The sequence below is a fragment of the Lysobacter sp. P5_C4 genome (genome assembly GCF_054049695.1).
The window spans coordinates 435,944-460,366 of sequence record NZ_JBFULX010000004.1 but is presented as its reverse complement, the minus strand read 5'-3'; the positions used below and the strand labels follow the sequence as shown (position 1 = coordinate 460,366).

Below are 24,423 nucleotides of genomic sequence, written 5' to 3'. Positions count from 1 at the left end.
CCCCAGGACGGATCGAACCGCGACCCTCCACCCTCTCCCTGGTGACAATAGCGCTGTGGCACCACCCGATCCCATTCCGAACTCGGAAGTGAAACGCAGCCGCGCCGATGGTAGTGTGCATCCGCATGCAAGAGTAGGTCATCGCCAGGGCCTTACACCTAAACCCCGCCAGCAATGGCGGGGTTTTTCTTTGGGCGAAGCAAACAGGTCAACAAACCCTGGCCAGGCTTTTCTACGACTTACCTGAAATCCCGCGACGTCGCATCCAATGGCCCCAGCAATGCCGCAAGGTTGGTCAACCGCTTCGCGATCAGATGCTGCACGCCGTCCTTCGATTCCAGGCGTCCTTCGACCGCGAGCAGGCGCGACTCCAGCAACGGCCGTCGTTGATCGTCCGCCACCTGCCGCCACACCACGACATTCACCAGCCCGTCCTCGTCTTCGAGCGTCAGGAACGTCACGCCGCTCGCGGTTTCCGGCCGCTGGCGCAAAGTCACCAGGCCGGCGAAGGAAACATTCCGGCCATGCGGCATCGCACGCAACTCCGATGAACGATGGAAGCGCCGCGCCCGCAGTTTCGATCGCAACAGCTGCAGGGGATGTTTGCCGAGCGTCAGCCCCGTCATCGCATAGTCGGTCCGCATTTCTTCGTCGGCGGTCGGAAGCGGCAATGCCACCGTCGCCTCCGTGGTCGCGCCGATCGCGTCGAACAGGGGACGCTGCGCCTCCACGCCCGCCGCAGCCCAGCGCGCCTTGTGCCGATGTCCCGCGAGTGCCCGCAAGGCGCCGGCGTCAGCGAGCAAACCGCGCGCACGTGCGTCGAGTTCACCGCGCACGCACAGATCCGTGACATCCGCGAATGCCGCCTTCGCCCGCGCCACCATGATCCGCTCCGCATCCGCCTGGCGGAATCCATCCACCATCCGCATCCCCAGCCGCAGCGCCGGTTGCGACGTCGCCTCGCCCAAGGATTCGAGCGTGCAATCCCAATTGCTGTAACGCACGTCGACCGGCCGCACGATCACCCCATGCCGCCGAACGTCCTGCACGATCTGGCTCGGCGCATAGAACCCCATCGGCTGCGAATTGATCAAGGCTGCGGCGAAGGCCGCCGGCTCGTGGCACTTCAGCCACGAACTCGAATACGCGATCAGCGCGAAACTCGCCGCGTGCGACTCCGGGAAACCGTAACTGCCGAACCCCTTGATCTGCTCGAAGATCTGCTCGGCGAACGCACTCGTGTATCCATTGCGCAACATGCCGGCGATGATCTTCTGCCGATGGTGCTCCATGCCGCCGTAACGCTTCCACGCGGCCATCGAGCGACGCAGCTGGTCGGCTTCACCCGGCGTGTAATCGGCCGCGACGATCGCCAGTTGCATCACCTGTTCCTGGAACAGCGGCACGCCGAGCGTGCGCTTGAACACTTCGCGCAAAGCCTCCGACGGATACGTCACCGGTTCCTCGCCGTTCCGCCGGCGCAGGTAGGGATGCACCATGTCGCCCTGGATCGGCCCGGGCCGCACGATGGCCACCTGCACCACGAGGTCGTAGAACACGCGCGGCTTCAGACGCGGCAGCATCGCCATCTGCGCGCGCGATTCGATCTGGAACGTGCCGACCGTATCGGCCTTTCGGATCATCGCGTACGTCGCTTCATCGCCCTGCGGAATGTCATCGAGCCCGATGTCGCGCCGGCCACTGTCGCGCAACAGATCGAACGTCTTGTGCACGCACGTGAGCATGCCGAGCGCGAGGCAATCGACCTTCAGCAGCTTCATCACGTCCAGGTCGTCCTTGTCCCACTGGATGACCGTGCGATCGTCCATCGCCGCGTTCTCCACGGGCACGAGGGTCGACAAGGGATGTTCGGAAATCACGAACCCGCCCGGATGCTGCGAAAGATGCCGCGGAAACCCCAGCAAGTCGCCCGCGATCGCCAGCACGCGCCGCAACAGCGGCGATTCCGGATCGAAGCCGTGGTCGCGCAGGTGATCGGGCATCGGCACATCGCTGTTCCAGCGATCCATGGTCTTCGCGATCTCGTCGACCTGGTCCGGCGGCAGCCCGAGGACGCGCGCTACGTCGCGCACCGCGCTGCGCCCGCGATAACGGATCACCACCGCCGCCAATGCCGCACGCCCGCGGCCATAACGCCCGAAGACGTACTGCAGCACTTCCTCGCGGCGCTCGTGTTCGAAGTCCACGTCGATGTCCGGCGGCTCGTTGCGCTCCTCCGACACGAAGCGCTCGAACAACATTTCCATCTGCCCCGGCTGCAACTCGGTGATGCCGAGCGCGTAACACACGGCGGAATTGGCCGCCGACCCGCGCCCCTGGCACAGGATGTCGCGACTGCGCGCGAAGCGCACGATGTCGTGCACCGTGAGGAAGTACGACTCGTATCCGAGCGTCCCGATGATCGCCAGTTCCTTCTCGATCAACTCGCGCGCCTTGGCGCGTTCGTGTTCCGTCGAATTCGCCTTCGCCCAGCGCGCCTGGATGCCCTCTTCGACCAGTTCGCGCAGCCACTCGCGCGCAGTCTTGCCGACAGGCACCAGCTCATGCGGATACGTGTACGCCAGTTGCCGCATGTTGAAAGTGCAACGTTGCGCGACGCGCACCGCCTCCGCCAGCAGTTCGGGTGGATGGATCGCCGACAACGCCTGCCGCGTTCGCAAATGCCGCTCGCCATTGGGAAACAACGCGCGCCCGGCCTGCGCGAGCGTGGTGTGCAGCCGGATCGCCGTCATCGTGTCCTGCAACGCGCGCCGGCCGCGCACGTGCATGTGCACATCCCCGCACGCGACCATCGCCAACCTCGTCGCCTGCGACAACGTACGCAACGCCTCGAGCCGCGCCGCATCGTCCGGCCCGCGATGCAGATGCACCGCAAGCCACGTGCGGTCGGGGAATTGCGAGCGCAACCACGCAGCTTCGTCGACGTCGCGCTCATCCATCCGCGGCACCCACAACGCAAGCAAACCCTCGAGCGATGCGGTTTCGAAATCTTCGCGCAGCAAGCGATACGTCCCCTTGTCGGCACGTCGCCGCGCCGCGGTGATCAACTCGCACAAGCGCCGATAACCGGCCTGCGTTTGAACGAGCAACACACACTTCGGTCCACCTTCGACCTGCATCTGGCTGCCGACGATCAACGGCACGCCCGTCGCTTCGGAAGCTTCGAGCGCACGCACGATGCCGGCGAGCGTGCACTCATCGGTGATCGCGAGTGCGGCATAGCCTTGCTGCTTCGCCCGATCGAACAGCTCCCGCGCGCTCGATGCACCGCGCTGGAAGCTGAAGTTCGACAGGCAGTGCAGCTCCGCATAGGCGGGCAGGCGGCTCACGCAAACCACCCATGCAACATCAGGTGCGAAGGCGCGGGGCCGGGATCCACCGGCTCGCCCGCGGCGCAGAACGCCCAGGCGCGCTGCCCGAGCGAGGTCTCCACGACGTAGTAATCGCGGCGCACATCGCCGCCATCCCACCAGCCGCTTTCGATGCGTTCGGGGCCAGCGAGTACGCACAGTGCGTGATCGCGCAAAGGCAACACGTGCGGCAGCAACCAACCCGGACGCGGACGTGCGTCCGGCACCGGCTTGCCCGCCATCGTGTGTCGTTCCGGTCGATGTTCGGGCGCATGCCCGATGCCATGCACGGCCTCATCGCCCAGGCGCGCGCGCAAACGTTCCCGCAACTGCGGCCACGGGACGTCTTGTTGTGCGCGCGTTTCGAACAGGTCCGGCGCCGCGGGTACGAACGGCGGCAACTCCTCCGCCACGAGCCGGAACCCCCGCACCGGCGCGGGCAAGCGCGCCTGTTCCAAACGTCCGCGCCCGAGTTCGAACAACATGTTCGCCTCGCGTTGCGGCGTGAGCAGGCCGACCGGCACCGTGCTGTCGGCGCAGCGTTCGTGCTCGAGCACCAACGTGTAACGCTGCACGCCGCCATCGCGCCCGGCGAGGAAGGCCGCAAGATCCTGCGCGAGCCGCCGCAACGGAAACAACAAGGCCTGGCTCGACTCGACATCGGTTTCGAATTCGATGCGGCCTTCGAAACGATCCGGCGGCATGTAGCAATGCAGCGGCGCGATGCGATCGCCGCGCAACGCATCGAGATGTTCGAGTACCGCTTTCGGGAAACGGCGCGCCAGGGCATCGCGCGGCAAGGCGAACACCTGCCGCAATTCGCGCAGGCCCATGCGCGAAAGCGCGAAGGCCACCGGTTGCGGCAATCCGCTGCGGTCGAGCGGCAATTGGCCGAGCGCGTTGTTCAACGTGTGTTCGTCGATCGCGAGCCCGTCGTGCACGTTCGCCAACACCCGCGCCGCATGCGGATTGGGCGCGGCGACGATGCGATGCCGGAAACCCAGCGCGCGCAACTCTTCGCGCATGCGCGCTTCCAGCCGTGGCCACGGCCCGAACAGGCGCAGGCTGTGCCCGACTTCCAACAGCAACGCATGCGGCAGGTCCGTGCTCACCTGCGAACTGAAGCGGTACGCCCACGCCGCGAGCAAGGCCCGCTCGCGTTCGACCGCGTCAGGCGCGTGGTCGACCGCCTGGAAATGCGTGCTCAACGCCTGCGCCGCAGCGAGCGACAGACCCGGGCGCAAACCGAGCATGCGCGCCGCCGGCGTCACCGAATGCAGCGTGCGTTTCTGTACCGGACCTTCGACGAGCGCGATCGCCGCCGCGTCGGGCGTTTCGAGTCGGCGAAGGACACCGTCCATCGCCAGTTGCGGCAGCAATACGCACGCCCACTGCATGGTGTGCCCTCATCCCGCCGTCGACGTGGCGGGGAAGGGCAGCGGCGAAGGCGGCACCAACGCGCCGCGGCACTTCAGCACGCGCAGACGATGCGGCGCGGTTTCGATCGCGATGCGCAGCGGCGCAGGCGAAGGGTTCAAGGCCGCATGCGCATCGCGAAACGCGAAGCCAGGCGTGCGTCCGGTTTCCGCAGCGACCTGCAAGCGCCGCAATGCGCGGTCGTCCGCCTTCTGCGGCCAGCACAACACCGCCGCGCATGCACCCGAGCGCAGGCATTGTTCGGCGGCCCACAAGGCATCGCGCGGATTGGCGTCGATCACCTGCAGCACTTCATTGCGTAAACCTGCTGCCTGCCATGCCGGTGCGTGCGCGCGATACGGCGGGGCGACGATCGCGACGATGCTTTCGTTGCCTTGTGCCAGCCGCGCGAGCGCGGGCCACACCAGGCGCAGTTCGCCGACACCGTCGGCGGGCAGGAGGATTTCGCTGAGCGCCGCCGATGGCCAGCCGCCGCCGGGCAGCACCGCATCGAGCGCAGCCCATCCGGTGGCGACTGCATCGACCGGCGCCTGCGTCGCAGGTTGCCCGCGCCAGACACGGCGCGCGGCCAGCAGACCATCGAGGGCGACGACCGCGCTCATGCGCGAAAGCCCCGATCAGGCGAAGGCGAAAGACTGCGGAAGAGAGAGAGACGTCGCATGGTTAGTAGCAATACTAACACCGGCGACCGGAAGTGGAAGTGGCCGTGCCACCTGTCGTTCCACTAGATGAATCAATGACTTAGCAAATCCTCACAGCACGATTGGCGGCTCTCCACCGACGATCACGACGTCCGCGGCCCGCCGCGCGAACAACCCCACCGCCACCACGCCCGGGATCTGGTTCAACTCACGCTCCAGACCCACCGGATCGACGATCGACAACCCGTGCACGTCCAGCACCACGTTGCCGTTGTCGGTAATGACGCCGTCGCGCCACACCGGCTGGCCGCCGGTGCGCTTGAGGATTTCGCGCGCGACCAGGCTGCGCGCCATCGGGATCACCTCGACCGGCAGCGGAAACTTGCCCAACACTTCGACCCGCTTGGCCGGATCGATGATGCAGACGAACTTCTCGCTCGCCTCGGCGATGATCTTCTCGCGCGTGAGCGCGGCGCCGCCGCCCTTGATCAGGCATTTGCGCGTGTCGCACTCGTCGGCGCCGTCCACGTACAGCGACAGGGGCCCGGTCGCGTTGAGATCGAGCACTTCGATCCCGTGCCCGCGCAAGCGCTGCGTGCTCTGTTCCGAGCTCGACACCGTGCCCGCGATGCGGTCCTTGATGCGCGCCAGCGCGTCGATGAAGAAGGCGACGGTCGAACCCGTGCCCACGCCGACGATCATCCCGTCCTGGACATACTCGATCGCCTTTTCGCCCGCGAGTCGTTTGGCTTCGCTCATGCGCGTTGTTCCATTTTCAGGAGTTGCTTCCACTGCGCGGCGGTCACCGGCAGCACGGAGAGACGATTGCCGCGACGCACGAGCGCGAATTCTTCGCCGCCGAGTGCATCGGCATTCGCCTTGATGTCTTCCAGCGTGATCGGCTGCGCGAACTTGCGCTCGAACGCCACGTCGACGAGCGACCAGCGCGGCTCCTCGCGCGTGCTCTTCGGATCGTAGTACTCGGACTTCTTGTCGAACTGCGTCGGATCCGGATACGCCGCGCTCGCCACCTTCGCCAGCCCCGCGATGCCGGGCACCGCGCAACTGGAGTGATAGAGGAACACGCCGTCGCCCGGTTGCATCGCACGCATGTGGTTGCGCGCCTGGTAATTGCGCACGCCGTTCCAGGGTTCGACGCCCACGCGCTCCAGATCGTCGATCGAGAACGTGTCGGGCTCGGTCTTCATCAACCAATAGCGGCGCGGGGGACTCATGGGGCAGGCACCGGATCGAAGAGATGCGTGTCGACTTCGCTGCACAACGCATCGAGCGGCATGTCCCAGGGTTGCGGCGACACGGTGTCGACTTGCTGCGCGGCGAACGCGGCGCCGACCAGGTGCGGCGGCGCGGCGTGGTCGCGACGGAACGCGAAGGTGCGATCGTACCAGCCGCCTCCCATGCCGAGGCGATGCCCGCGCGCGTCGAATGCGACGAGCGGCGCGACGACGAACGCCATGGCGTGCGCCGGCAACAGGGCCGAATGCGGAACGTCGGGTTCGGGAATGCCGTGCTTGTTCGAAACCAGCGCCGCACCGCCGCGCCACGGCGCGAAGCGCAGCAGGCCGTCTTCGTGCAACACCGGCAGGCAATACGTGCAACCGCGCGGCAAGCGCAACTGCCAGGACGACAACGCGATCTCGCCATCCATGGCCCAGTAACCGGCGACATGGCCGGAGACCGGTGCGAAGGGAAGGGAAAGCAGGCGATGGGCGAGCGCATCGGCCGCTGCGATCCGCGCAGGCGCGGGAATCGCGCGACGCTTCGCGCGGAGTTCCCTGCGGAGCGTGTCGCGCGAGAACGTCATGGAAAAAGAACATCCTCCGCCGTGAAGATGCGCGCGAAACGACCTTGAACCCGAGGTTCAAGTGGGAACGTTTGGCGACCTTCGGGCTTCCCGCTCATGGCGGACTTGCACGCCCGGTCTCCGCTACATCCCCGGTGTCGTCTTAAAGGGACAAGGTGAATGTTTGCGCGCGCCGTCGACACAGCAGAGGACGCGAGGCGAAGTATAGCGCCGGTCTTCAAACGCGAAAGTCCGTTCGTCGGTCGAAACATGGCGGGGATTCAGGTGTGGACGCGAAGCGTTCGTCGTTTCGTGCACGCCGTCTCGACATCGGGCGTGCGCGTCGTGCAGATCAGGCAGGCGGCGTATCGAACAGATCGTCGAGCCGGCGTTGCATCGCGCCCACTGTTTTCGACAGTTCGCGGTCGCGCCGCTCGGTGTCGCCGCGCACCTGCTGCAACTCGTGCGCGAGGTTGAGCGCGGCGAGCACCGCGATGCGGTCGACGCCGGCCATCCGGTTGCTGCCGCGGATCTCGCGCATCTTCGCGTCGAGCAACTTCGCGGCCGCAACCAGGCTGTCGCGTTCGTCGGGCTCCACGCCCACGGTGTATTCGCGATCCAGGACGCGGATGGTGACCGGCTCGCTCGCCTTGCTCACGTGTGTTGCTCCAGCGACTTCAAGCGCGTGATCATCGCTTCCACGCGCGAGCGCGCCTGCTCGTTCTTCGCGAGCAACTGCGCGCGCTCGCCCGACAGTTGTTCCTGCTGCGCGCGCAAGCTGCGGTTCTCTTCGGTCAGCCGCTGCGCGAGGGCGGCGAGCTGGTCGATGCGCGCGGCCAGGGCCTGAAGCTGAGCGAGGGTGTCGGCCGTGTCCATGCCGGCAGGTTAGGCAGCGTGCCGGGGGTGGTCAAGGCGCACGTGCCTGGCCGCGCCGCTCACGGCAGGACCGCCGCGTTGAGGTCGGGCGCCCAGGTCCGGATCAGCCCGAGGCAGCGGTGCGCGTCCAGCGGCGGCGAGAGCCAGTAGCCCTGGATCTCGTCACACCGGTGCGCGCGGAGGAACAGGACCTGCGCTTCCTCCTCCACGCCCTCGGCCACCACGTTCAGGCCCAGCGAGTGCGCCATCGAGATGACGGTGCTGGTGATCGCCTCGTCGTCGGCGTCGCGGGTGAGGTCGCCGATGAATTCCTTGTCGATTTTCAGCGTCGTGATGGGCAGGCGCTTGAGGTAGGCCAGCGACGAGTAGCCCGTGCCGAAATCGTCGACCGCCAGCTGCACGCCGAGTTCGCGGATCGCCTGCAGCGTCACCGCGGTCTGCGCCGCGTTGGACATCACGACGCTTTCGGTGAGTTCCAGTTCGAGGTATTCGGCGGGCACGCCGGTGTCTTCCAGCACGCGCGACACCACCGCCGGCAGATCGCCGCGCAACAGTTGCAGTGCCGATACGTTCACCGCCATCGTCAAACGGTCGAGCCCATGCGCACGCCAACGCTTGAGCGTGTGGCAGGCCTCGCGCAAGGCCCATTCGCCGATTTCCAGGATCAGCCCGCTTTCCTCCGCCAGCGGGATGAACTGCGCCGGCGGGATTTCGCCGTATTCCGGGCTCGTCCAGCGCAGCAGCGCCTCCACGCCGGTGATGCGCGCCTGCGGCAGCGACAACTTGGGCTGGAACACCAGGCGCAACTCGTTGCGATCGAGCACCTTGCGCAAGGCGGCGGAGATCGTTGCGCGGCGGCGGATCGCGATCTCCATCGACTCGGTGTAACGCATGTAGATGCGGCGGCCGGCGGCCTTGGCCTGGTACATCGCGGTGTCGGCGTGCTTGAGCAGGTCGGTCGGCACGGCCGCGTTGTCGGGATACAGGCTGATGCCGATCGACGGCGTGATCGCGACGTCCTGCGTTTCATCGATGTCCAGCGGCGCTTCGAACGCCGTGATGATCTCGCGCGCGATCTTCTCCGCTTCCTCCGGCGTGTCGATGTTCTCCAGCACGACGGTGAACTCGTCGCCGCCAAGCCTTGCGACCGTGTGTTGCGGCCCGACGGTTTGCTGCAGGCGCGCCGCGGTCGCGCGCAGGATGCGGTCGCCTGCCGCGTGGCCGAGCGAATCGTTGATGTCCTTGAAGCGATCCAGGTCGAGGAACAACACCCCGATGCGGCTTTCCTGGCGACGCGCGCGCACGATCGCGCGCGACAGGCGCTCGGACAACAGTGCCCGGTTCGGCAGGCTCGTCAGCGTGTCGTAATTCGCCAGGTACCGCAGCTCCTGCTCGGCGCGCTTCTTGTCGGTGATGTCGGTGAACACCGCGACGTAATGGCTGCGCTGCCCGCCTGCATCGAGCACCGCGCTGCTTTCGATCCAGCACAGGAACTCTTCGCCGTCCTTGCGCTGCTGCCACATCTCGCCGCTCCAGCGGCCGTTGCGCTCCACTTCCGCCCGCGTCTGGCGATAGAAGTCCGGATCGTGCTGCGCACTGTCGAGCAGGCTCGCCGAGCGCCCGATGACGTCCGAATCACTGTAACCGCTGATGCGGCTGAAGGCGGGGTTGACTGACACGAACTGGAAATCGCGATCGAGCACGGCCACCGCTTCGGACATGCTGCGCAGCACTTCGCTGGCAATGCGGCGCTCGCGTTCGGCGGCCCGCCCGGCGGTGATGTCGCGCGCCGTGCCGGCCACGCGCAGGGCGCGGCCGTCGGCGCTTTTTTCGACCACCCGGCCACGCGCGCGCACCCAGGTCCATGCGCCGTTGGGGCCGCGTACGCGATGCTCGGAGAGGAACAAGGGCGCCTGCCCGCGGATGTGGTCCTTCAGGCGGTCGAGCACGCGCGGCAAGTCGTCGACGTGGATCTCGTGCCGCTGGTCGACGTCGGTCTGCACCGCGATGCCGCGGCGCGCCTCGTCACCTTCGGCGGTGCGCATGCTGCGCATTTCGCGGCGCGCCAGGTCGTAGTCCCAGAACATCTCGCCCGAAGCCCACAGCGCAAGCTGCAGGCGCTCCTCGCGATCGCGGATCTGCGCGAAATACACTTTCTCGCGACGGCGACGCTGCACGACCAGCCACGCGATCGAACCGAGCAGCAGCAAACCCGCGACGACGTACGCGACCAGCGCCAGCGGATGGCGCCACGCCGGCGGCGTCACGTGCACCGGCAGGCGGAGCATGTCCGGATTCCACACGCCGTCGCGATTGGTCGCCTGCGCGAGGAACGTGTAGTCGCCCGGCGGCACGCGCGTATACGTAATTTCGGGGATCGCGCCGTTGTCGATCCAGTCGCCGTCGAACCCTTCGAGCTTGTAGCGATAGCGGATGTTGCCGCCGTCGGCGAAGTCGAGCGCGCCCACGCGCAACCGCAGCATGCCCGCATCGTCCGGAACGTCGATGCGCGAGGCCTGCCACGCCAGGTCCTGGTCGGTCACGCCGGCTGCACCGAAGCGCACCGTCAGCAACCGCACCGGCGGCATGTACGCGCTGTCGTGCACCATGCGCGGATCGAACACGTTGAGCCCGCGCACCCCGCCGAACAGCAGGCGCCCATCGCGCAGCTTCAATGCCGCGCCGCCGTTGAATTCGAGATCCTGCAGGCCGTCGGCCATGCCGAAGGCGCGCACCGTGCCGTGCGCCGGGTCGAAACGCATCAGGCCCGCGTCGGTGCCGAGCCACAGCAGGCCCTGCGGCGATTCGGCGATCGAGAACACGACCGGCACCGGGCGCGGACCCAGTGCGGCGTCGAGCGGATGATCGAAGCGGATCTCGTTGCCCGTTTCGATCACGCGGCTCAGGCCCGAATGCGTGCCGACCCAGATCGTGCCGTCGGAGGCTTCGAGCACGGCCCGCACCAGGTTGCCGGCGAGACTCTGCGGCGCGTCGGGCGCGTGGCGGAACACCCGCATGCGGCCGGCCACGGGTTCGAGCAATTCCAGGCCATCGCTCGAACCGGCCCACACGCGTCGGTTCCGGTCGAACAGGACCGCATGCACGGTGGAAGGCTCGGGCGAATTGCCTTTCGCCGTGTACGAGCGCACGCGCCCCGTGCCCGGATCGAAGTGCAACAAGCCCTGCAATTGCGAACCCAGCCACAGGCTGCCGTCGTCGTCGTCGCGCGCGATGCTGCGCAACTGCACGCCGGGAAAGTCCGCCAGCGGAACCGCGGAGATCGTGCCGGCCTGCGTGTCGACAAGACCCAGGCCACGCGTCGTCGCCATCCACATCTTGCCCGCATCGCCGCGCGCGAAGCCCATCGCGCGCAACAGCAGGCCCGGTTCCGGGAAGGCCTCGGCGAAGCCTTCGACCGGCGTGAGCGCATTGCCCTGCGCATCGGCGCGATACAGCTCGCCATTGTCCGTGCCGAGCCACCACTGCCGCGCGTCGTCCTCGATGAGCGCGCGCACGCTGTTGCCCGCCACGCCCGAGGCGAAGTTGCGGGGTTCGCCGCCGGCCAGATAGCGGAAGCGCGTGCCGAGGGGGTCGGTCACCGACGGCCCGCGGAATTGACCGCCGACCCACAGCGCGCCGCCGCGATCGATCATCAGTTTGCCGATCGCGCCCTCGGGCAGCGCGCCCTGCATCCAGTTTTCCCGCAAGGCCTCGACGTTGTTTCCGTCGGTGTCGAGCCGGCGCACGCCATCGCCGAACACCGCGATCCACAACCGGCGATCCGGCGCCTGCACGATCGCATGCACGTCGGTGTTCGCTTCGCCCTCCACGCGGGGCCAAACGCGCAACAGCGCGCGGCCATCGTCGCGCAGGCGATACAGGCCATCGGGGCGGCCGACCCACAATCGCCCATCGCGATCGAATGCGATCGAACGCACCGTGCCTTCGACGATGCGCTCCGCGCTCCCGCCTGCGCCGAGGCGATACAGGCCACCTGCGCTGGCGAACCACACCGCGCGATCGCGATCGCGCAGGAGCGTCTGGTAGGGCGAGGGCGCGACGATGCGCGGATCCAGCGACAGCAGGTCCACGCTGCGCCCGGTCTTCGGATCGAACCGCAGGAGCCCGGCTTGCGTGCCGACCCACAATTGCCCATCCACCGGCAGCAATGCGAGCACTTGTTTGCGCGGCGAACCCGGCAGCGCGGCGCCGCCGTCGATCGCGAACCGTTTGATCTGCCCGTCGTGCAGGTCCAGCCGCGCGACGAACTCCGAATACGTGCCCACCCACAACGCATCGCGCCCTTCGACCGCGAGCGCGGTGACGTAACTGTCGGGCAGGGACGCCGGGTCGCGCGGGTCATGGCGGAACAGGTGATAACGCTGGCCGTCGTAGCGATGCAGGCCGCCTTGCGTGCCGACCCAGACGAAGCCCTCTGCATCCTGCGCGAAGGCGGTGACGGTGTTCTGCGCAAGCCCGTGTTCGCTGCCCAGGCTGCGGAAATGGAAATCGCGCGTGGCCGCCCACGACATGCTCGCCGGCACGGACAGTGCAAGCGCCAGGGCGAACATGGCAACCGCGACGCGCTCCCCGGCGCGGGCGGACGAACGAAGGATCGACAGGCGCACGGGCTCCACATCCCGGTGGCTTCACCGCAGTGTGGCCCCAACGGCCGCCGCGGCGCAAACCAAGCGGTACACTGGCGCCCTGCGCGAAGGAGCCCCGCAGTGTCCGATGTCGCCTTGCCGAGCTGGTCTGCCGTCCACGATGCCATCGCCGCCCAGCGCCTGGGTGTCACGCCCGCGGAATTGCACGGGTCCCTGATCGGCTGGTTCGCCGGCGGCGGCGACGACACGCCCGACTGGCTGTCGCGCGTGATGGCCGATGATGCACTGCCGCAAAACCCGCCGGGCAATGCGCTGGATGCGTTGCGCGCGGCGAGTGCCGGCCAGCTCGAAGATCGCGGCTTCTCCTTCGAACTGCTGCTTCCCGAAGCCGACGCCACGCTGGGCGAACGCAGCGGCGCCCTGTTCGATTGGTGCCGCGGCTTCCTTGGAGGCTTCGGCCTCGCCGCCGGACAGAACCCGCCGTTGTCGGACGAAGGCAGCGAAGCGCTGGCCGACCTGGCCCGGCTCGCCGCCGCCACGGCACAGGACGACGGCGACGAAGACGATGAAGACGCGCTCGCCGAGATCGAGGAGTTCGTGCGCGTCGCCTCGCTGTTGCTGCATGGCGACTGCGTCCTGGCCCCGCGCCATCGCAAACAATTCAACTGATGCGCTCCGCGAAACCGCAACGCCCGCTCAACCTTCCGGGCACCGCCTACGCACGGCGACGCAAGCAACTCATGCGCATGGCCGGCGACGACGCGATCCTCGTGTTGCCCGCCGCGCCCGAACGCGTGCGCAGCAGGGATACGCATTACCCGTACCGGCAGGATTCCGACTTCTGGTATCTCACCGGTTTTCCCGAACCCGAAGCCGTGCTCGTCCTGGTCCCGGGCCGCGCGCACGGCGAGACGATCCTGTTCTGCCGCGAGCGCGATCCCGACCGCGAAGCCTGGGACGGCCCGCGCGCCGGCCAGGAGGGCGCGGTCGATGCCTTCGGCATGGACGATGCGTATCCGATCGCCGACCTCGACGAAATCCTGCCCGGCCTGCTCGAAGGTCGCTCGCGCGTGTACTACCACTTCGGACGCGACGCGGAGTTCGACCTCAAGCTGATCGGTTGGCTCAACCGCGTGCGTGCGCAGGCGCGCACCGGCGCGCAGCCGCCGCACGAATTCCTCGCGCTCGGGCATCTGCTCGACGAGATGCGCCTGTTCAAGTCGAACGACGAAATCAAGTTGATGCAGCGCGCCGCCGACATCAGCGTCGCCGCGCACGAAGCGGCGATGCGCATGGCGCGCGCGGGCGTGCGCGAATTCGAATTGCAGGCCGAACTCGAACGCGTGTTCCGCGCCAACGACGCCGAAACCGCCTACGGCAGCATCGTCGGCGCCGGCGCGAACGCGTGCGTGTTGCATTACCGCGCCAACAACGCGACGGCGCGTGCGGGCGACCTGGTGCTGATCGATGCCGGCGCCGAATATCGCAACTATGCGGCCGACATCACGCGCACCTTCCCCATCGACGGGCGCTTCTCGAAGGAGCAGCGCGCGCTGCACGACCTCGTCGGCGCGGCACAGCGCGCGGCGTTGGCGAAGGCGCGGCCCGGCGTGTCGTACGACGCGGGGCATGTCGCCGCGGTCGAAACGCTGACCGAGGGCTTGCTACGCCTGGGATTGTTGAAGGGCCGCCTGGAAAAGGCGATCGCCGATGGCGCGTATCGCCGGTTCTATCGGCACAAGACGGGCCACTGGCTCGGCCTGGACGTGCATGACGTCGGCGAATACCGGATCGACGGCGAGTCGCGCCTGTTGGAGCCCGGCATGGTGTTCACGATCGAGCCCGGCTTGTACGTCGCGCCCGACGACAAGACCGTCCCGGCGAAGTGGCGCGGCATCGGCATCCGCACCGAAGACGACATCGTGATCACCAACGACGGTCACCGCATCCTGACCGACGCCCTGGTGCGCGACGCGGACGAAATCGAAGGCTTCATGGCGGGCTGACCGCCGGAAGCCACGGCATCGCCGTGGCGGCGCCGGCGTGTTCCGTCGCGCGCGCCGCATAACGCGCGGCGAATCGAACGTGTTCGGCGAACGGCGCGTCGCGTTTTGCGAGCGAGGCGCACAGCGCACCACTGAATGCATCGCCGGCGCCGGTGGTGTCGATGGCCGTCGCGGGGAACGCGGCCACGCGATACGCCGCGCGCGCATCGCCACGCAGCGCATCGCCTGCATGGGAAACGAATGCACCGGCCGCACCGAGCGTCACGACCAGGGTGCCGTGCGGCAACAATCGCCGACAGAGCGCGTGCAAGCTGGCATCGTCGGTCGAAGCGATCCCCTCGGGATCGGCGGTCACGCCGCAATGCCGCGCAAGCAACGCCGAGAATTCGGTTTCGTTCGGCGTGAGGATGTCGGCGAGCGTCAACAATGCAGCGCCGACCTGCGCATTCGCCGGCGCCGGATTGAAGACCGTCCTGGCACCCGACGCGCGCCCGATGCGCAACGCCGCCTGCACCGCGTCTTCCGGCGACTCCCGTTGCACCAGCACGACGCTCGCCTGCGTGAATGCGTCGCGCTGCGCGTCTACGAAATCCCCGCGCAGGTCCCCGTTCGCGCCCGCGCCGATCACGATCGAATTGCGCCCTTGCGCATCGACGTAGATGCCGGCCGTTCCCGTCGGAAGCGTGCTTGGTTGATCGACCAGCGCGATTTCGTCCGCTGCCGCCAACGCACGCGCCAACTGCGCGCCGGCATCCTCGCCGAGCGCGCAGACGAAGGTCGTGGACGCCCCCGCGCGCGCGGCGGCCACCGCCTGGTTGAAGCCTTTGCCGCCGGGCCCGGTCATGTACGTACCGACGCGGGTTTCGCCCGGATGGGGCAGTGCGTCGCACCGCCAGACGTGGTCGACGTTGAACGATCCAACGACGACGACGCGGGCCATCAGCTTCCGAGGTAGGTCAGCACGCCCGCGATGGTCGCGGTCATGAAAGTGGCGATCGAACCGCCGAGCACCGCACGCAAACCGAAACGCGCCAGGTCGCCGCGGCGTTCCGGCGCAAGCCCGCCGATGCCGCCGATCTGGATCGCGATCGAGGAGAAGTTCGCGAAGCCGCACAGCGCATAGGTCGCGATCAACTTGCCCTGTTCGCTCAGCGCGACACCCGCGACCTTGCCGTTCACGATGTCGGCGAGCTGCAGGTACGCGACGAATTCGTTGATGACGATCTTCTGGCCGATGAGCGAACCCACCGTCGTGGCGTCCTGCCACGGCACGCCGATCACCCATGCGATCGGTGCCATGACGTAACCGAGGATCGAGGCGACATCGGTCGGGTGGCCGAGCGCAACGTCCAGCCCGGTTGCATGCCCCGCCCACGTCAGCGGCCAGTTGAGCAACGCGATCAGCGCGATGAAGGCGAGCAGCATCGCGCCGATGTTCAGCGCAAGGCGCAAACCGTCGCCCGCGCCGGCGGCCGCGGCGTCGATGACGTTGCTCGCGGTCTTCTCCACTTCCATCTTCACCGTGCCGCGCGTGAGCGGCGTGCCGGTTTCGGGAATCAGGATCTTCGCCACGACCAGGGTTGCAGGCGCCGCCATGATCGATGCCGCAAGCAGATGCTTGGCGTAGAACGCGCCCTGCACGGGATCGCCGCCGCCGAGCATGCCGACGTACGCGGCGAGCACGCCGCCGGCGATGTGCGCCATGCCGCCGATCATCATCGTGATCAGTTCCGATTCGGTCATGCGCGGGATGTAGGGGCGTACGGTCAACGGCGCCTCGGTCTGGCCGATGAAGACGCTCGCGCACACCGAGGTGGTTTCCGCGCCCGACACGCGCATCACCTTGGTGATGCCCCACGCCATCGCGCGCACGACCGCCTGCATCACGCCCAGGTGGTACAGCACGCCCATGAGCGATGCGAAGAAGATGATCGTCGGCAACACCTGGAAGGCGAAGATGAAGCCGAATTTCGAAACGTCCATCAGCGAGCCGAAGATGAACTTCGAACCTTCGTTGACGAAGGCGAGGATCGCGACGAACCCATCGCCCAGCGCCTGGAAGACATTGCGCGCACCCGGCACGAGCAGCACCAGCGCCGCGAACCCGATCTGCAGGGACACGCCGGTCAGCACCAGGCGCCAGTCGACCGCCTTCTTGTTGTTCGAGAACAGCCACGCGATGCCGATCAGCACCGCCAGGCCGAACAGGCCGAAGCCGATCCGGGCCAATGCATCCATCGAGAAATCCCCCAGGCCTCAGCGGCCGACGGCGCACCTTAGTCGAGGGTGTCGCCAGCGGCAACCAACGCCGCGGTAAGCCGTGTTCAGGTATCAGGCGTCGCGGGCGAGCACGCGGTTGCGGCCGGCGGCCTTTGCCGAATTCAGGCGGAGGTCGGCGCGGCGAAGCAGGCCGGACAGGTCGGTCGCTTCATGGGGAAAGCTCGCGACGCCGGCGCTGAAGGTCACCAGCAGCGGGTCGGCGCCGGGGTCGGGGATGAAGCGGCGCGAGAACAAGGTGCGACGCAAACCATCGACGCGTTCCCACGCGGTGCCCAGCGGTTTGCGCAACACCAGCACGAATTCCTCGCCGCCCAGGCGCGCGAGCCATTCGCCGTCTTCCAGCGAATCGCGCACGAGGTCGACGACGTGCATCAGCGCGCGATCGCCCGCGTGATGCCCGATCTCGTCGTTGATGCGCTTGAAATGGTCCAGGTCGATCAGCGCGACGCACAGGCTCACGCCGTCGCGGCGCGCGGCATCCAACAGGCGCGGGAAGCGATGCACCAGCCAGGTGCGATTGGGGAGTTCGGTCAAACCGTCGGTACCCGACATCTCCACCAGGCGTTGCATGCGATAGACGACCACCGCCGTGATCAGCGTGAACGCCGCCAGCAGCACGAGGCGCTGCAACTGCCCGCCGATGGTGACCGTGCCGTAATCGCTGGAAATCAACTGGTCGGGCGTCGCGATCGCGAACACGCCCATGGTCAGCACGGCGTACTGCACGATCGCGAGGGCGCCGACGAACAGCGTCACGCGCCCGTCGTTGCGCAATGCCGTGAGCGCGATCGCGAGCAGGTAGCCGCACCAAACGATCATGCTGTTGACGCCGGAAGGCAGGTGGTTCCACGCCAGGATCAGCAGGACCAGCGTGGTTGCCGTGACGTCGTACGCGCCGGAAGCGAAGGGCAGCCAGCGGAAGCGCCGGCCATGCCGCGCCAACGCGAGCCACACTTGCGCGAATACGTTCACGAACACCGCGCCGGCCAGGCCGATGAGCGTCTCGCTGAATTGCCCGCCGGTGGCCGCGTTCGCCAGTGGCAGCAGCAACAGCATCGCGGCGACGACGACGCGAAGGCGGGCGACCAACAGTTCGCCGCCCGAGCCGACTTCGAGCATCACCTCGTCAGGGCGCGTGACCAGTGTCTGGAGGATTTCGGTGTAATGCCGGCCGGCGGTCGTCGAACGCATCCCGCACCCCTGAGGTTCCCCGCCCGCGAGGATACCCCACCGCCCGCGCGCACCGGGCGTATGCTCGGCGGCCCGCCCGCGCGACAAGGAACCTCGCATGCGCTACCGCCGCCTCGGTGCTTCCGGCCTCCCGATCTCAGCGCTGTCCTTCGGCGCCTGGGTCACCTTCGGCAACCAGTTGGGCCGCGGGGAAGCGCGCGAACTCATCGCCGCGGCGTACGACCACGGGATCAATTTCTTCGACAACGCCGAGACCTATGCCAACGGCGAAGCCGAGCGCGTGATGGGCGACGTGCTCGCCGACCTGCGCCTGCCGCGCGACAGTTGGTGCGTGTCGAGCAAGGTGTTCTTCGGCGCGGTGGACCATCCGCGGCCGACGCAGCGCGGCCTGTCGCGCAAGCACGTGCACGATGCTTGCGACGCCGCGCTCAGGCGCCTGCGCGTGGATTACCTCGACCTCTATTTCTGCCACCGCCCCGATCCCGACGTGCCGGTCGCCGAAACCGTGTGGGCGATGGACACGCTGGTGCGCCAGGGCAAGGTGCTTTACTGGGGCACGTCGGAATGGCCGGCGCAGGCGATCCGCGAAGCGCACAAGGTCGCGCGCGCGCACAACCTCGTCGCACCGACGATGGAACAGCCGCAGTACAACCTGTTCCATCGCGAGCGCGTCGAGCTCGAATACGCGCCCTTGTATTCCGAATACGGCCTGGGCCTGACGATCTGGTCGCCACTCGCCTCGGGCTTGCTCACGGGCAAGTACAACGCGGGCGTGCCGCAGGATTCGCGGCTCGGGCACGAGCGCTTCGCATGGTTGCGCGATGCCTTGCTGGACGATCCGCAGGCACGGCACCTCGAACGCGCGCGCAAGTTCACCGCGGTCGCCGAAGAACTCGGCGTGCCGCCTGCGCCGCTCGCGGTGGCCTGGTGCCTGCGCAACCCGCACGTTTCCACGGTGATGCTGGGCGCGACGAAGAAAGAACAGCTGGTGCAGAACCTCGAAGCGCTCGAACTTGCCGAGCGCTTCGATGATGCGACGTGGTCGCGGATCGAGGCCGCGTCCGCGTAAACCTCAGTTCGTCTTGATCTGTACGTCGCGGACGATCGTCGCGCCGTCGGGCGGCGGCGTTCCGTATTCGAGTTCGAGCTCGCTGCCGTCGTCCACCCAGGCGAACTGCGTGTGCATCTCGGTCATCGCGCCGTCGTCGTGGAGGAAGGCAGCCGGCGGCGGCGGCGGGGGAGGCGGTGCGACAGGTACGCGCGGCGGCGGCGGCGGAGGCGGCGGCGTCATGAACCGCAGGTTGATCTCCGGCAACTTGATGCGCGTGCTCGCGACGCGGCGGTCGCGCATGTACTCCACCAGTGCCGTCGCGTTGTCGTCCTTCGCGCGCAGCGCTTCCATCGCCTCGCGCGGCGAGTTCACCGAGCGGCCATCGATCTTCTGGATGACGTCGCCCGGCTGCAGGCCCTCGAGGTCGGGGCCTGCGCTCAACACCAGCACGCCCTTGTCGGTGCCGAAGTAACGCCCGAGCTTCGCATCGACCGAGGCCAGGTTCAGCCCGTTCCAGCGGAAGGCTTCGGCGAGCATCGGCACCTTGCAGTTCTTGCCCTTGCAGTCGCCACGCGGGCCGATGCGGATGATTTCCTGGCGCACGTTGTCGCCCACGCCCGGCACTTCGATGCGACGCAGCTGCGGTCCCACGTCCGGCCCACCGACCCAGAACACATCCTGGTCCATCGACGCGGTGACGTTCGCGCTCGCGGCCTTGCCCGCGCGCACGTAGTCGATGCGGATCGGCTTGCCCTCGTCCATGCCGACGAACAGCTTGCGCGCATTGTCCAGGCGCATCTCGCCGTTGTTGCCGAGCACCTGCGTGCCGCCGACGGCGGTGATGCGGTCGCCCGCCTTCAGGCCGGCCTTCGCCGCGCCGCTGTCGGGCGTGACGCCGGCCACGCGCACGCCGGCCCGGGGATCGGGCGCGAGGACGACGCCGATCACCGGCTTCTTCATCATCTGGCGTTCGAAGATATGCACGTCGGGCGCGATGACCTCGACGCCAAGCCTGCCCTGCAGTTCGGCGACGCGCCTGGCGGCGCGTTCCAGGTCGGCCTGCGCGGCGTCGAGTTGCGCCTGCGTCGGGGCATCTGCAGCGCGTTTGGGCTTCGGCGTTTGCGCGGCGGCACTCGCGGCGAGCGCGAGTGCGATGCAGGCGCCGAGTAGCGTCGTGGCATTGAAAGGTTTCATGCGGTCCTCGATGCGGTGGTGTGTGGGTCCGTTGACAGGGATGCGGGTCGATGCGCGAGCGTCGCAGCCGCGCTTCAATCCACGCGAACGAGCGCGCCGTCGTAACCTTCTCCATGCACCGCCATCCAGCGACGCGTGGATTCGAAACTCACGGCCGAGCGCAAGATGTCGACGCGCGCGCGCCAAAGCGCGAGCTGCCCGTCGCGGCCGAGGTCGGGTTGGCGCAGCGCGGCATCGATGCGGGCGAGTTCGGCGTCGAGGTTGGCGCCGACTTCCACCGCCGCGCCGCTGCCCACCGAATCGTCGCGCGCGAGCGCGAGCAAGCCTTCCAGTTGCGCAGATTCGGCGTAGAGCGTCTCCAGGCTGTCGGGCTGCGAGGCTTGCGTCGTCGCAGCGGCGACGGGCGTCGCAGGCGGGGCGACTGCGTTCGACATCGGCAACATGCGCAAGGGCACGATCACCGCGAGCGCCAGCGCGGCGGCGATCGCCAGGCCTGCCGGCCAGTGCACGCGTTTGCGCGCAGGCAGGCGCGCGGCGATCTCCGACCAGGCGTCGGTGTCAGGGCGTTCGAGCGGCAAGGCATCGAATGCCTGCGCCCACGTGGCCGGTGCATCGCCGGCGGGATTGCGGGTGGTGTCACGCATGGACGTCCTCCTTGATGGACAGTGCGGCGCGGAGCTTCCGGGTCCCGCGCGCGAGTTGCGATTTGGAAAAGCTTGCAGTGCGTTGCATCAGCGCGGCGATCTCGTCGTGCGTGTAGCCCTCGGCGTGGTAGAGCCACAGCACGCTGCGCGTGGAGGCCGGCAAACCGGCGAGCGCGCGCTGGACCAACGCCGCATCGGCGGCGGCGGGCGGCAGCGGTGCGTCGTCTTCGGCGAACACGCCCGTGTCGTCGACGCCGATCTCCTGCGCCAGGCGCTTGTCGCGGCGCAGGCGCATCAGGGCTTCGTTGACCGCGATCTGCCGCAGCCATCCCCAGAAGGGGCTGCCCCCGCCGCGGAACTCGCCGATCCGGCCGAGCACCTTGAGCATCGTGTCCTGCAGCACGTCGCGTGCCTCCTCCCGGTCGCCGCCGATCCGCAGCGCCAGGGTGAACACCGGCCGCTCGAACCAACGGTAGAGCTGCTCGAACGCGGCCCGGTCCCCTGCGCGCGCGCGGGCGAGGAGGGCATCGGGCACGTCGATGGCGAAACTCGAACGTGGGGTGGCGGGATCGGCAAGGGTCATTCGTAGACCGTGGATGCCCCGGGGAGCGAAAGCGTCGCAGCCGCTTGTGTCGTCCCACAACCCTATACTCCGGCCGACACCGAATGGGGAACGCAACAATGTCGTTGAACCTGCTGCTGAGCGCGATCGTCGTCTTCCTGGCCCTGGTGGCCGTCATGAAGGCCGTGCGGATGGTGCCGCAGGGTTACGAATGGACGGTCGAGCGTTTCGGCCGCTACACCCACACCCTGGACCCGGGCCTGCACCTGCTCGTGCCGATCTACCAGCGCGTCGGTCGCAAGATCAACATGATGGAACAGGTGATGGACGTGCCCAGCCAGGACGTGATCACCAAGGACAACGCGGTGGTGAAGGTCGACGGCATCGTCTTCTTCCAGGTGCTCGACGCGGCCAAGGCCGCCTACGAAGTCGCGCAGCTGGAGATCGCCATCCTCAACCTGGTGATGACCAACATCCGTACCTCGATCGGTTCGATGGACCTGGACGAATCGCTGTCCAAGCGCGACGAGATCAACGCGAAGGTGTTGCTCGCGGTCGATGCGGCCACGCATCCCTGGGGCCTGAAGGTCAACCGCATCGAGCTCAAGGACATCCAGCCGCCGCGCGACCTGATCGATTCGATGGCGCGGCAGATGAAGGCCGAGCGCGAGAAGCGCGCCAACATCCTGGAAGCCGAAGGCCATCGCGCCGCGGAGATCCTGCGCGCCGAAGGCGAGAAGCAGGCGACGATCCTGGAAGCCGAGGGCCAGCGCGAAGCCGCGTTCCGCCAATCCGAAGCGCGCGAGCGCCTCGCCGAAGCCGAAGCGAAAGCCACGCAGATGGTTTCCGACGCGATCGCGGGCGGGAACGTCAACGCCATCAACTATTTCGTCGCGCAGAAATACATCGAGGCGTTCAAGTCGCTCGCCGAAGCGCCGAACCAGAAGTTCGTGCTCATGCCGATGGAGTCGGCGGGCATGATCGGCTCGCTCGGCGGCATCGCCGAACTCGCGCGCGAAGCACTCGGCCAGTCGCCGCGCGTCGCGACCTCCGCCACCCCGACGCCGCGCAGCGGAGGCTGACGGATGCGCACCGAGGTTTTCCTTTGGGCGGCGATCGCGCTGCTGCTGTTCGCGGCCGAGGTGTTGGCGCCGGGCGCCTTCATGTTGTGGCTCGGGTTCGCGGCGGCGGCGACCTTGCTGCTCGTGCTGGTGGTGCCCGGGTTGTCGGTGCTTGCGCAGGCCTGCGTGTTCGGCGCGCTCGCGGTCGTCTCGCTGCTCGTCTGGCGGCGCTGGTTCCGCCGCAGCAACGTGCCGGCCGATGGCGATCGGATCCTCAACCGGCGCACCGCCGCATTGATCGGCCGCGTGGTGCCGCTGGACCGCGCGATCGTCAACGGCCACGGCCGCGTGCAGATCGCCGATGCGTTCTGGGACGTGGTCGGCCCCGATCTCCCGGCGGGCACGCCGGTCCGCGTGCTGTCGGCCGAAGGCATGACGTTGCGGGTCGACGTGGCCGGCTGAGCCGTTCGCGGATGCGATAATCGCGGGCTCACGCACCCCACGGCAGCCCGCATGACGCAGAAGACGATCCTCAACGACACCCACCGTTCGCTCGGCGCCAAGATGGTCGACTTCGGCGGTTGGGACATGCCCTTGCACTACGGCTCGCAGGTGGACGAACACCACCTGGTGCGCAGCGACGCGGGCATGTTCGACGTCTCGCACATGACGGTGGTCGACCTGCGCGGCGAGCGCGTGCGCGACTTCCTGCGCAAGCTGGTCGCCAACAACGTCGACAAGCTCAAGGCGCCGGGCAAGGCGCTGTACACCGCGATGCTCAACCCGCAGGGCGGGGTGGTCGACGACCTGATCATCTATTACATGGGCGAAGGCTTCTATCGCCTGGTCGTCAACGCGGCGACGCGCGAGAAGGACCTGGCATGGATCAACGCGGCGGCCAATGCGTTCGGCGTCGACGTCGCCGAGCGTCCCGAGTTCGGCATGGTCGCCGTGCAGGGCCCGACCGCCCGCGAACGCGTGGCGTCGTTGCTCGACGCCGCGTCCGTCGAAAAGGTCGGCAAGCTCACGCGCTTCGCCGCCGCCGATGCGATGTCGAAGGACGGCGTGCCGCTGTTCGTCGCCCGCACCGGTTACACCGGCGAGGACGGTTACGAAATCCTGGTGCCCGATGCGCAGGCCGTCGCGTTCTGGAATGCGTTGCTCGCCGCGGGCGTCAAACCCGCCGGCCTCGGTGCGCGCGACACGCTGCGCCTGGAAGCCGGCATGAATCTTTACGGCCAGGACATGGACGACACCGTCTCGCCGTTCGAAGCCGCGCTTGCATGGACCGTCTCGCTCGACGAGGGCCGCGACTTCACCGGCCGCGCCGCGCTCGAAGCGCAGAAGGCCGCCGGCGTGCCGCGGCAGATGATCGGCCTGGTGATGGATGAGAAGGGCGTGTTGCGCCACGGCCAGAAGGTGCTCACGCCCAACGGCGAGGGCGAGATCCTCTCCGGCACGTTCTCGCCGACGCTCGGCAAGGCGATCGCCTTCGCGCGCGTGCCTGCCGGTCCGCTCGATGCCGATGCGCCCGTGCGCGTGGACATCCGCGGCCGCGAGGTCCCGGTGCGCGTGGTGAAGTTCCCCTTCGTGCGCGAAGGCAAGGCGCAACCGGGCATCTGAAATGCGACGAATGGTGCGGCGCATGGCTTGATCCGGCGCCGCCCCCCTTCGCTACACTACCGTCCACCCTTCCCC

The 24,423-nt window shown here is 67.8% G+C and carries 21 protein-coding genes, 1 rRNA gene and 1 other RNA gene; 7 read left to right on the top strand and 16 right to left on the bottom strand.

Annotation, left to right across the window (positions count from 1 at the left end):
* Positions 1–37 precede the first annotated feature (37 nt).
* Positions 38–150: ribosomal RNA gene (rrf, locus tag ACXJJ8_RS12505) — 5S ribosomal RNA — on the top strand.
* Positions 151–239: 89 nt separating this feature from the next.
* Here rrf and ACXJJ8_RS12500 read toward each other — a convergent pair.
* From ACXJJ8_RS12500 to ACXJJ8_RS12455, 10 genes are all read right to left on the bottom strand, one after another.
* Positions 240–3,341, bottom strand: a complete 3,102-nt coding sequence (locus ACXJJ8_RS12500; RefSeq protein WP_499030560.1) for an error-prone DNA polymerase — start codon at positions 3,339–3,341, stop codon at positions 240–242.
* Positions 3,342–3,346: 5 nt separating this feature from the next.
* Positions 3,347–4,768, bottom strand: a complete 1,422-nt coding sequence (locus tag ACXJJ8_RS12495) for a Y-family DNA polymerase (protein WP_499030515.1) — start codon at positions 4,766–4,768, stop codon at positions 3,347–3,349.
* 9 nt (positions 4,769–4,777) lie between these two features.
* Positions 4,778–5,410, bottom strand: coding sequence for a translesion DNA synthesis-associated protein ImuA (gene imuA / locus ACXJJ8_RS12490; protein ID WP_499030512.1), 633 nt, complete (start codon positions 5,408–5,410; stop codon positions 4,778–4,780).
* A gap of 150 nt (positions 5,411–5,560) precedes the next feature.
* Positions 5,561–6,208 (bottom strand): ribose-5-phosphate isomerase RpiA, encoded by a 648-nt coding sequence (gene rpiA, locus ACXJJ8_RS12485; protein ID WP_499030510.1) that lies wholly within the window; start codon positions 6,206–6,208, stop codon positions 5,561–5,563.
* The gene (locus ACXJJ8_RS12480) at positions 6,205–6,684 is read right to left on the bottom strand and encodes an EVE domain-containing protein (protein ID WP_499030508.1); all 480 of its coding nucleotides are present in this window, start codon (positions 6,682–6,684) and stop codon (positions 6,205–6,207) included. Before ACXJJ8_RS12480 ends, rpiA begins: the two co-directional genes overlap by 4 nt.
* On the bottom strand, positions 6,681–7,274 hold the full coding sequence (locus ACXJJ8_RS12475) for a 5-formyltetrahydrofolate cyclo-ligase (protein ID WP_499030507.1): 594 nt from the start codon (positions 7,272–7,274) through the stop codon (positions 6,681–6,683). Before ACXJJ8_RS12475 ends, ACXJJ8_RS12480 begins: the two co-directional genes overlap by 4 nt.
* Before the next feature lie 9 nt (positions 7,275–7,283).
* Positions 7,284–7,467: non-coding RNA, 6S RNA (gene ssrS / locus ACXJJ8_RS12470), on the bottom strand.
* A gap of 138 nt (positions 7,468–7,605) precedes the next feature.
* A complete protein-coding gene (locus ACXJJ8_RS12465) occupies positions 7,606–7,911 on the bottom strand; it encodes a cell division protein ZapA (RefSeq protein ID WP_499030505.1) in 306 nt (101 codons plus the stop codon).
* A complete protein-coding gene (locus ACXJJ8_RS12460) occupies positions 7,908–8,129 on the bottom strand; it encodes a TIGR02449 family protein (protein ID WP_498980082.1) in 222 nt (73 codons plus the stop codon). Before ACXJJ8_RS12460 ends, ACXJJ8_RS12465 begins: the two co-directional genes overlap by 4 nt.
* A gap of 59 nt (positions 8,130–8,188) precedes the next feature.
* Entirely contained in the window at positions 8,189–12,757 is a 4,569-nt protein-coding gene (locus ACXJJ8_RS12455) for an EAL domain-containing protein (protein WP_499030503.1), read from the bottom strand.
* A 99-nt stretch (positions 12,758–12,856) separates the two neighbouring features.
* Between ACXJJ8_RS12455 and ACXJJ8_RS12450 the strand changes: the two genes are divergently transcribed.
* Together ACXJJ8_RS12450 and ACXJJ8_RS12445 are read left to right on the top strand one after the other, a co-directional pair.
* Positions 12,857–13,405, top strand: a complete 549-nt coding sequence (locus tag ACXJJ8_RS12450) for a UPF0149 family protein (RefSeq protein WP_499030499.1) — start codon at positions 12,857–12,859, stop codon at positions 13,403–13,405.
* Positions 13,405–14,742, top strand: coding sequence for an aminopeptidase P N-terminal domain-containing protein (locus ACXJJ8_RS12445; RefSeq protein WP_499030497.1), 1,338 nt, complete (start codon positions 13,405–13,407; stop codon positions 14,740–14,742). Before ACXJJ8_RS12450 ends, ACXJJ8_RS12445 begins: the two co-directional genes overlap by 1 nt.
* Here the strand turns inward: ACXJJ8_RS12445 and ACXJJ8_RS12440 are convergent.
* From ACXJJ8_RS12440 to ACXJJ8_RS12430, 3 genes are all read right to left on the bottom strand, one after another.
* Entirely contained in the window at positions 14,729–15,682 is a 954-nt protein-coding gene (locus ACXJJ8_RS12440) for a ribokinase (RefSeq protein ID WP_499030495.1), read from the bottom strand. The genes ACXJJ8_RS12445 and ACXJJ8_RS12440 overlap by 14 nt on opposite strands.
* Complete coding sequence (locus ACXJJ8_RS12435; protein WP_499030493.1) at positions 15,682–16,980, bottom strand: NupC/NupG family nucleoside CNT transporter; 1,299 nt, start codon at positions 16,978–16,980, stop codon at positions 15,682–15,684. The genes ACXJJ8_RS12440 and ACXJJ8_RS12435 overlap by 1 nt, the downstream gene beginning before the upstream one ends.
* 93 nt (positions 16,981–17,073) lie before the next feature.
* On the bottom strand, positions 17,074–18,213 hold the full coding sequence (locus tag ACXJJ8_RS12430; RefSeq protein WP_499030491.1) for a GGDEF domain-containing protein: 1,140 nt from the start codon (positions 18,211–18,213) through the stop codon (positions 17,074–17,076).
* 97 nt (positions 18,214–18,310) lie between these two features.
* Between ACXJJ8_RS12430 and ACXJJ8_RS12425 the strand changes: the two genes are divergently transcribed.
* Positions 18,311–19,282 (top strand): potassium channel beta subunit family protein, encoded by a 972-nt coding sequence (locus ACXJJ8_RS12425; protein ID WP_499030489.1) that lies wholly within the window; start codon positions 18,311–18,313, stop codon positions 19,280–19,282.
* A 3-nt stretch (positions 19,283–19,285) separates the two neighbouring features.
* Here the strand turns inward: ACXJJ8_RS12425 and ACXJJ8_RS12420 are convergent, their stop codons facing one another.
* The 3 genes from ACXJJ8_RS12420 to ACXJJ8_RS12410 form a co-directional block, all read right to left on the bottom strand.
* Positions 19,286–20,458: a PDZ domain-containing protein gene (locus ACXJJ8_RS12420; protein ID WP_499030487.1), complete on the bottom strand. Its 1,173-nt coding sequence runs from the start codon at positions 20,456–20,458 to the stop codon at positions 19,286–19,288.
* 74 nt (positions 20,459–20,532) lie between these two features.
* Positions 20,533–21,102 carry a hypothetical protein gene (locus ACXJJ8_RS12415; RefSeq protein WP_499030484.1) on the bottom strand — a complete coding sequence of 190 codons (570 nt, stop codon included), beginning with the start codon at positions 21,100–21,102 and terminating at the stop codon, positions 20,533–20,535.
* Complete coding sequence (locus tag ACXJJ8_RS12410) at positions 21,095–21,685, bottom strand: RNA polymerase sigma factor (RefSeq protein WP_499030482.1); 591 nt, start codon at positions 21,683–21,685, stop codon at positions 21,095–21,097. Before ACXJJ8_RS12410 ends, ACXJJ8_RS12415 begins: the two co-directional genes overlap by 8 nt.
* Before the next feature lie 98 nt (positions 21,686–21,783).
* Here ACXJJ8_RS12410 and ACXJJ8_RS12405 point away from each other — a divergent pair, with 98 nt between their 5' ends.
* Genes ACXJJ8_RS12405 through gcvT form a run of 3 tightly spaced genes read left to right on the top strand, consistent with a single transcriptional unit; the run spans position 21,784 to position 24,348 of the window.
* Positions 21,784–22,746: an SPFH domain-containing protein gene (locus ACXJJ8_RS12405; protein WP_499030480.1), complete on the top strand. Its 963-nt coding sequence runs from the start codon at positions 21,784–21,786 to the stop codon at positions 22,744–22,746.
* Between the two features lie 3 nt (positions 22,747–22,749).
* Positions 22,750–23,187, top strand: a complete 438-nt coding sequence (locus ACXJJ8_RS12400; protein ID WP_499030478.1) for an NfeD family protein — start codon at positions 22,750–22,752, stop codon at positions 23,185–23,187.
* Positions 23,188–23,238: 51 nt separating this feature from the next.
* Positions 23,239–24,348 (top strand): glycine cleavage system aminomethyltransferase GcvT, encoded by a 1,110-nt coding sequence (gcvT, locus tag ACXJJ8_RS12395; protein ID WP_499030476.1) that lies wholly within the window; start codon positions 23,239–23,241, stop codon positions 24,346–24,348.
* Positions 24,349–24,423: the final 75 nt, after the last annotated feature.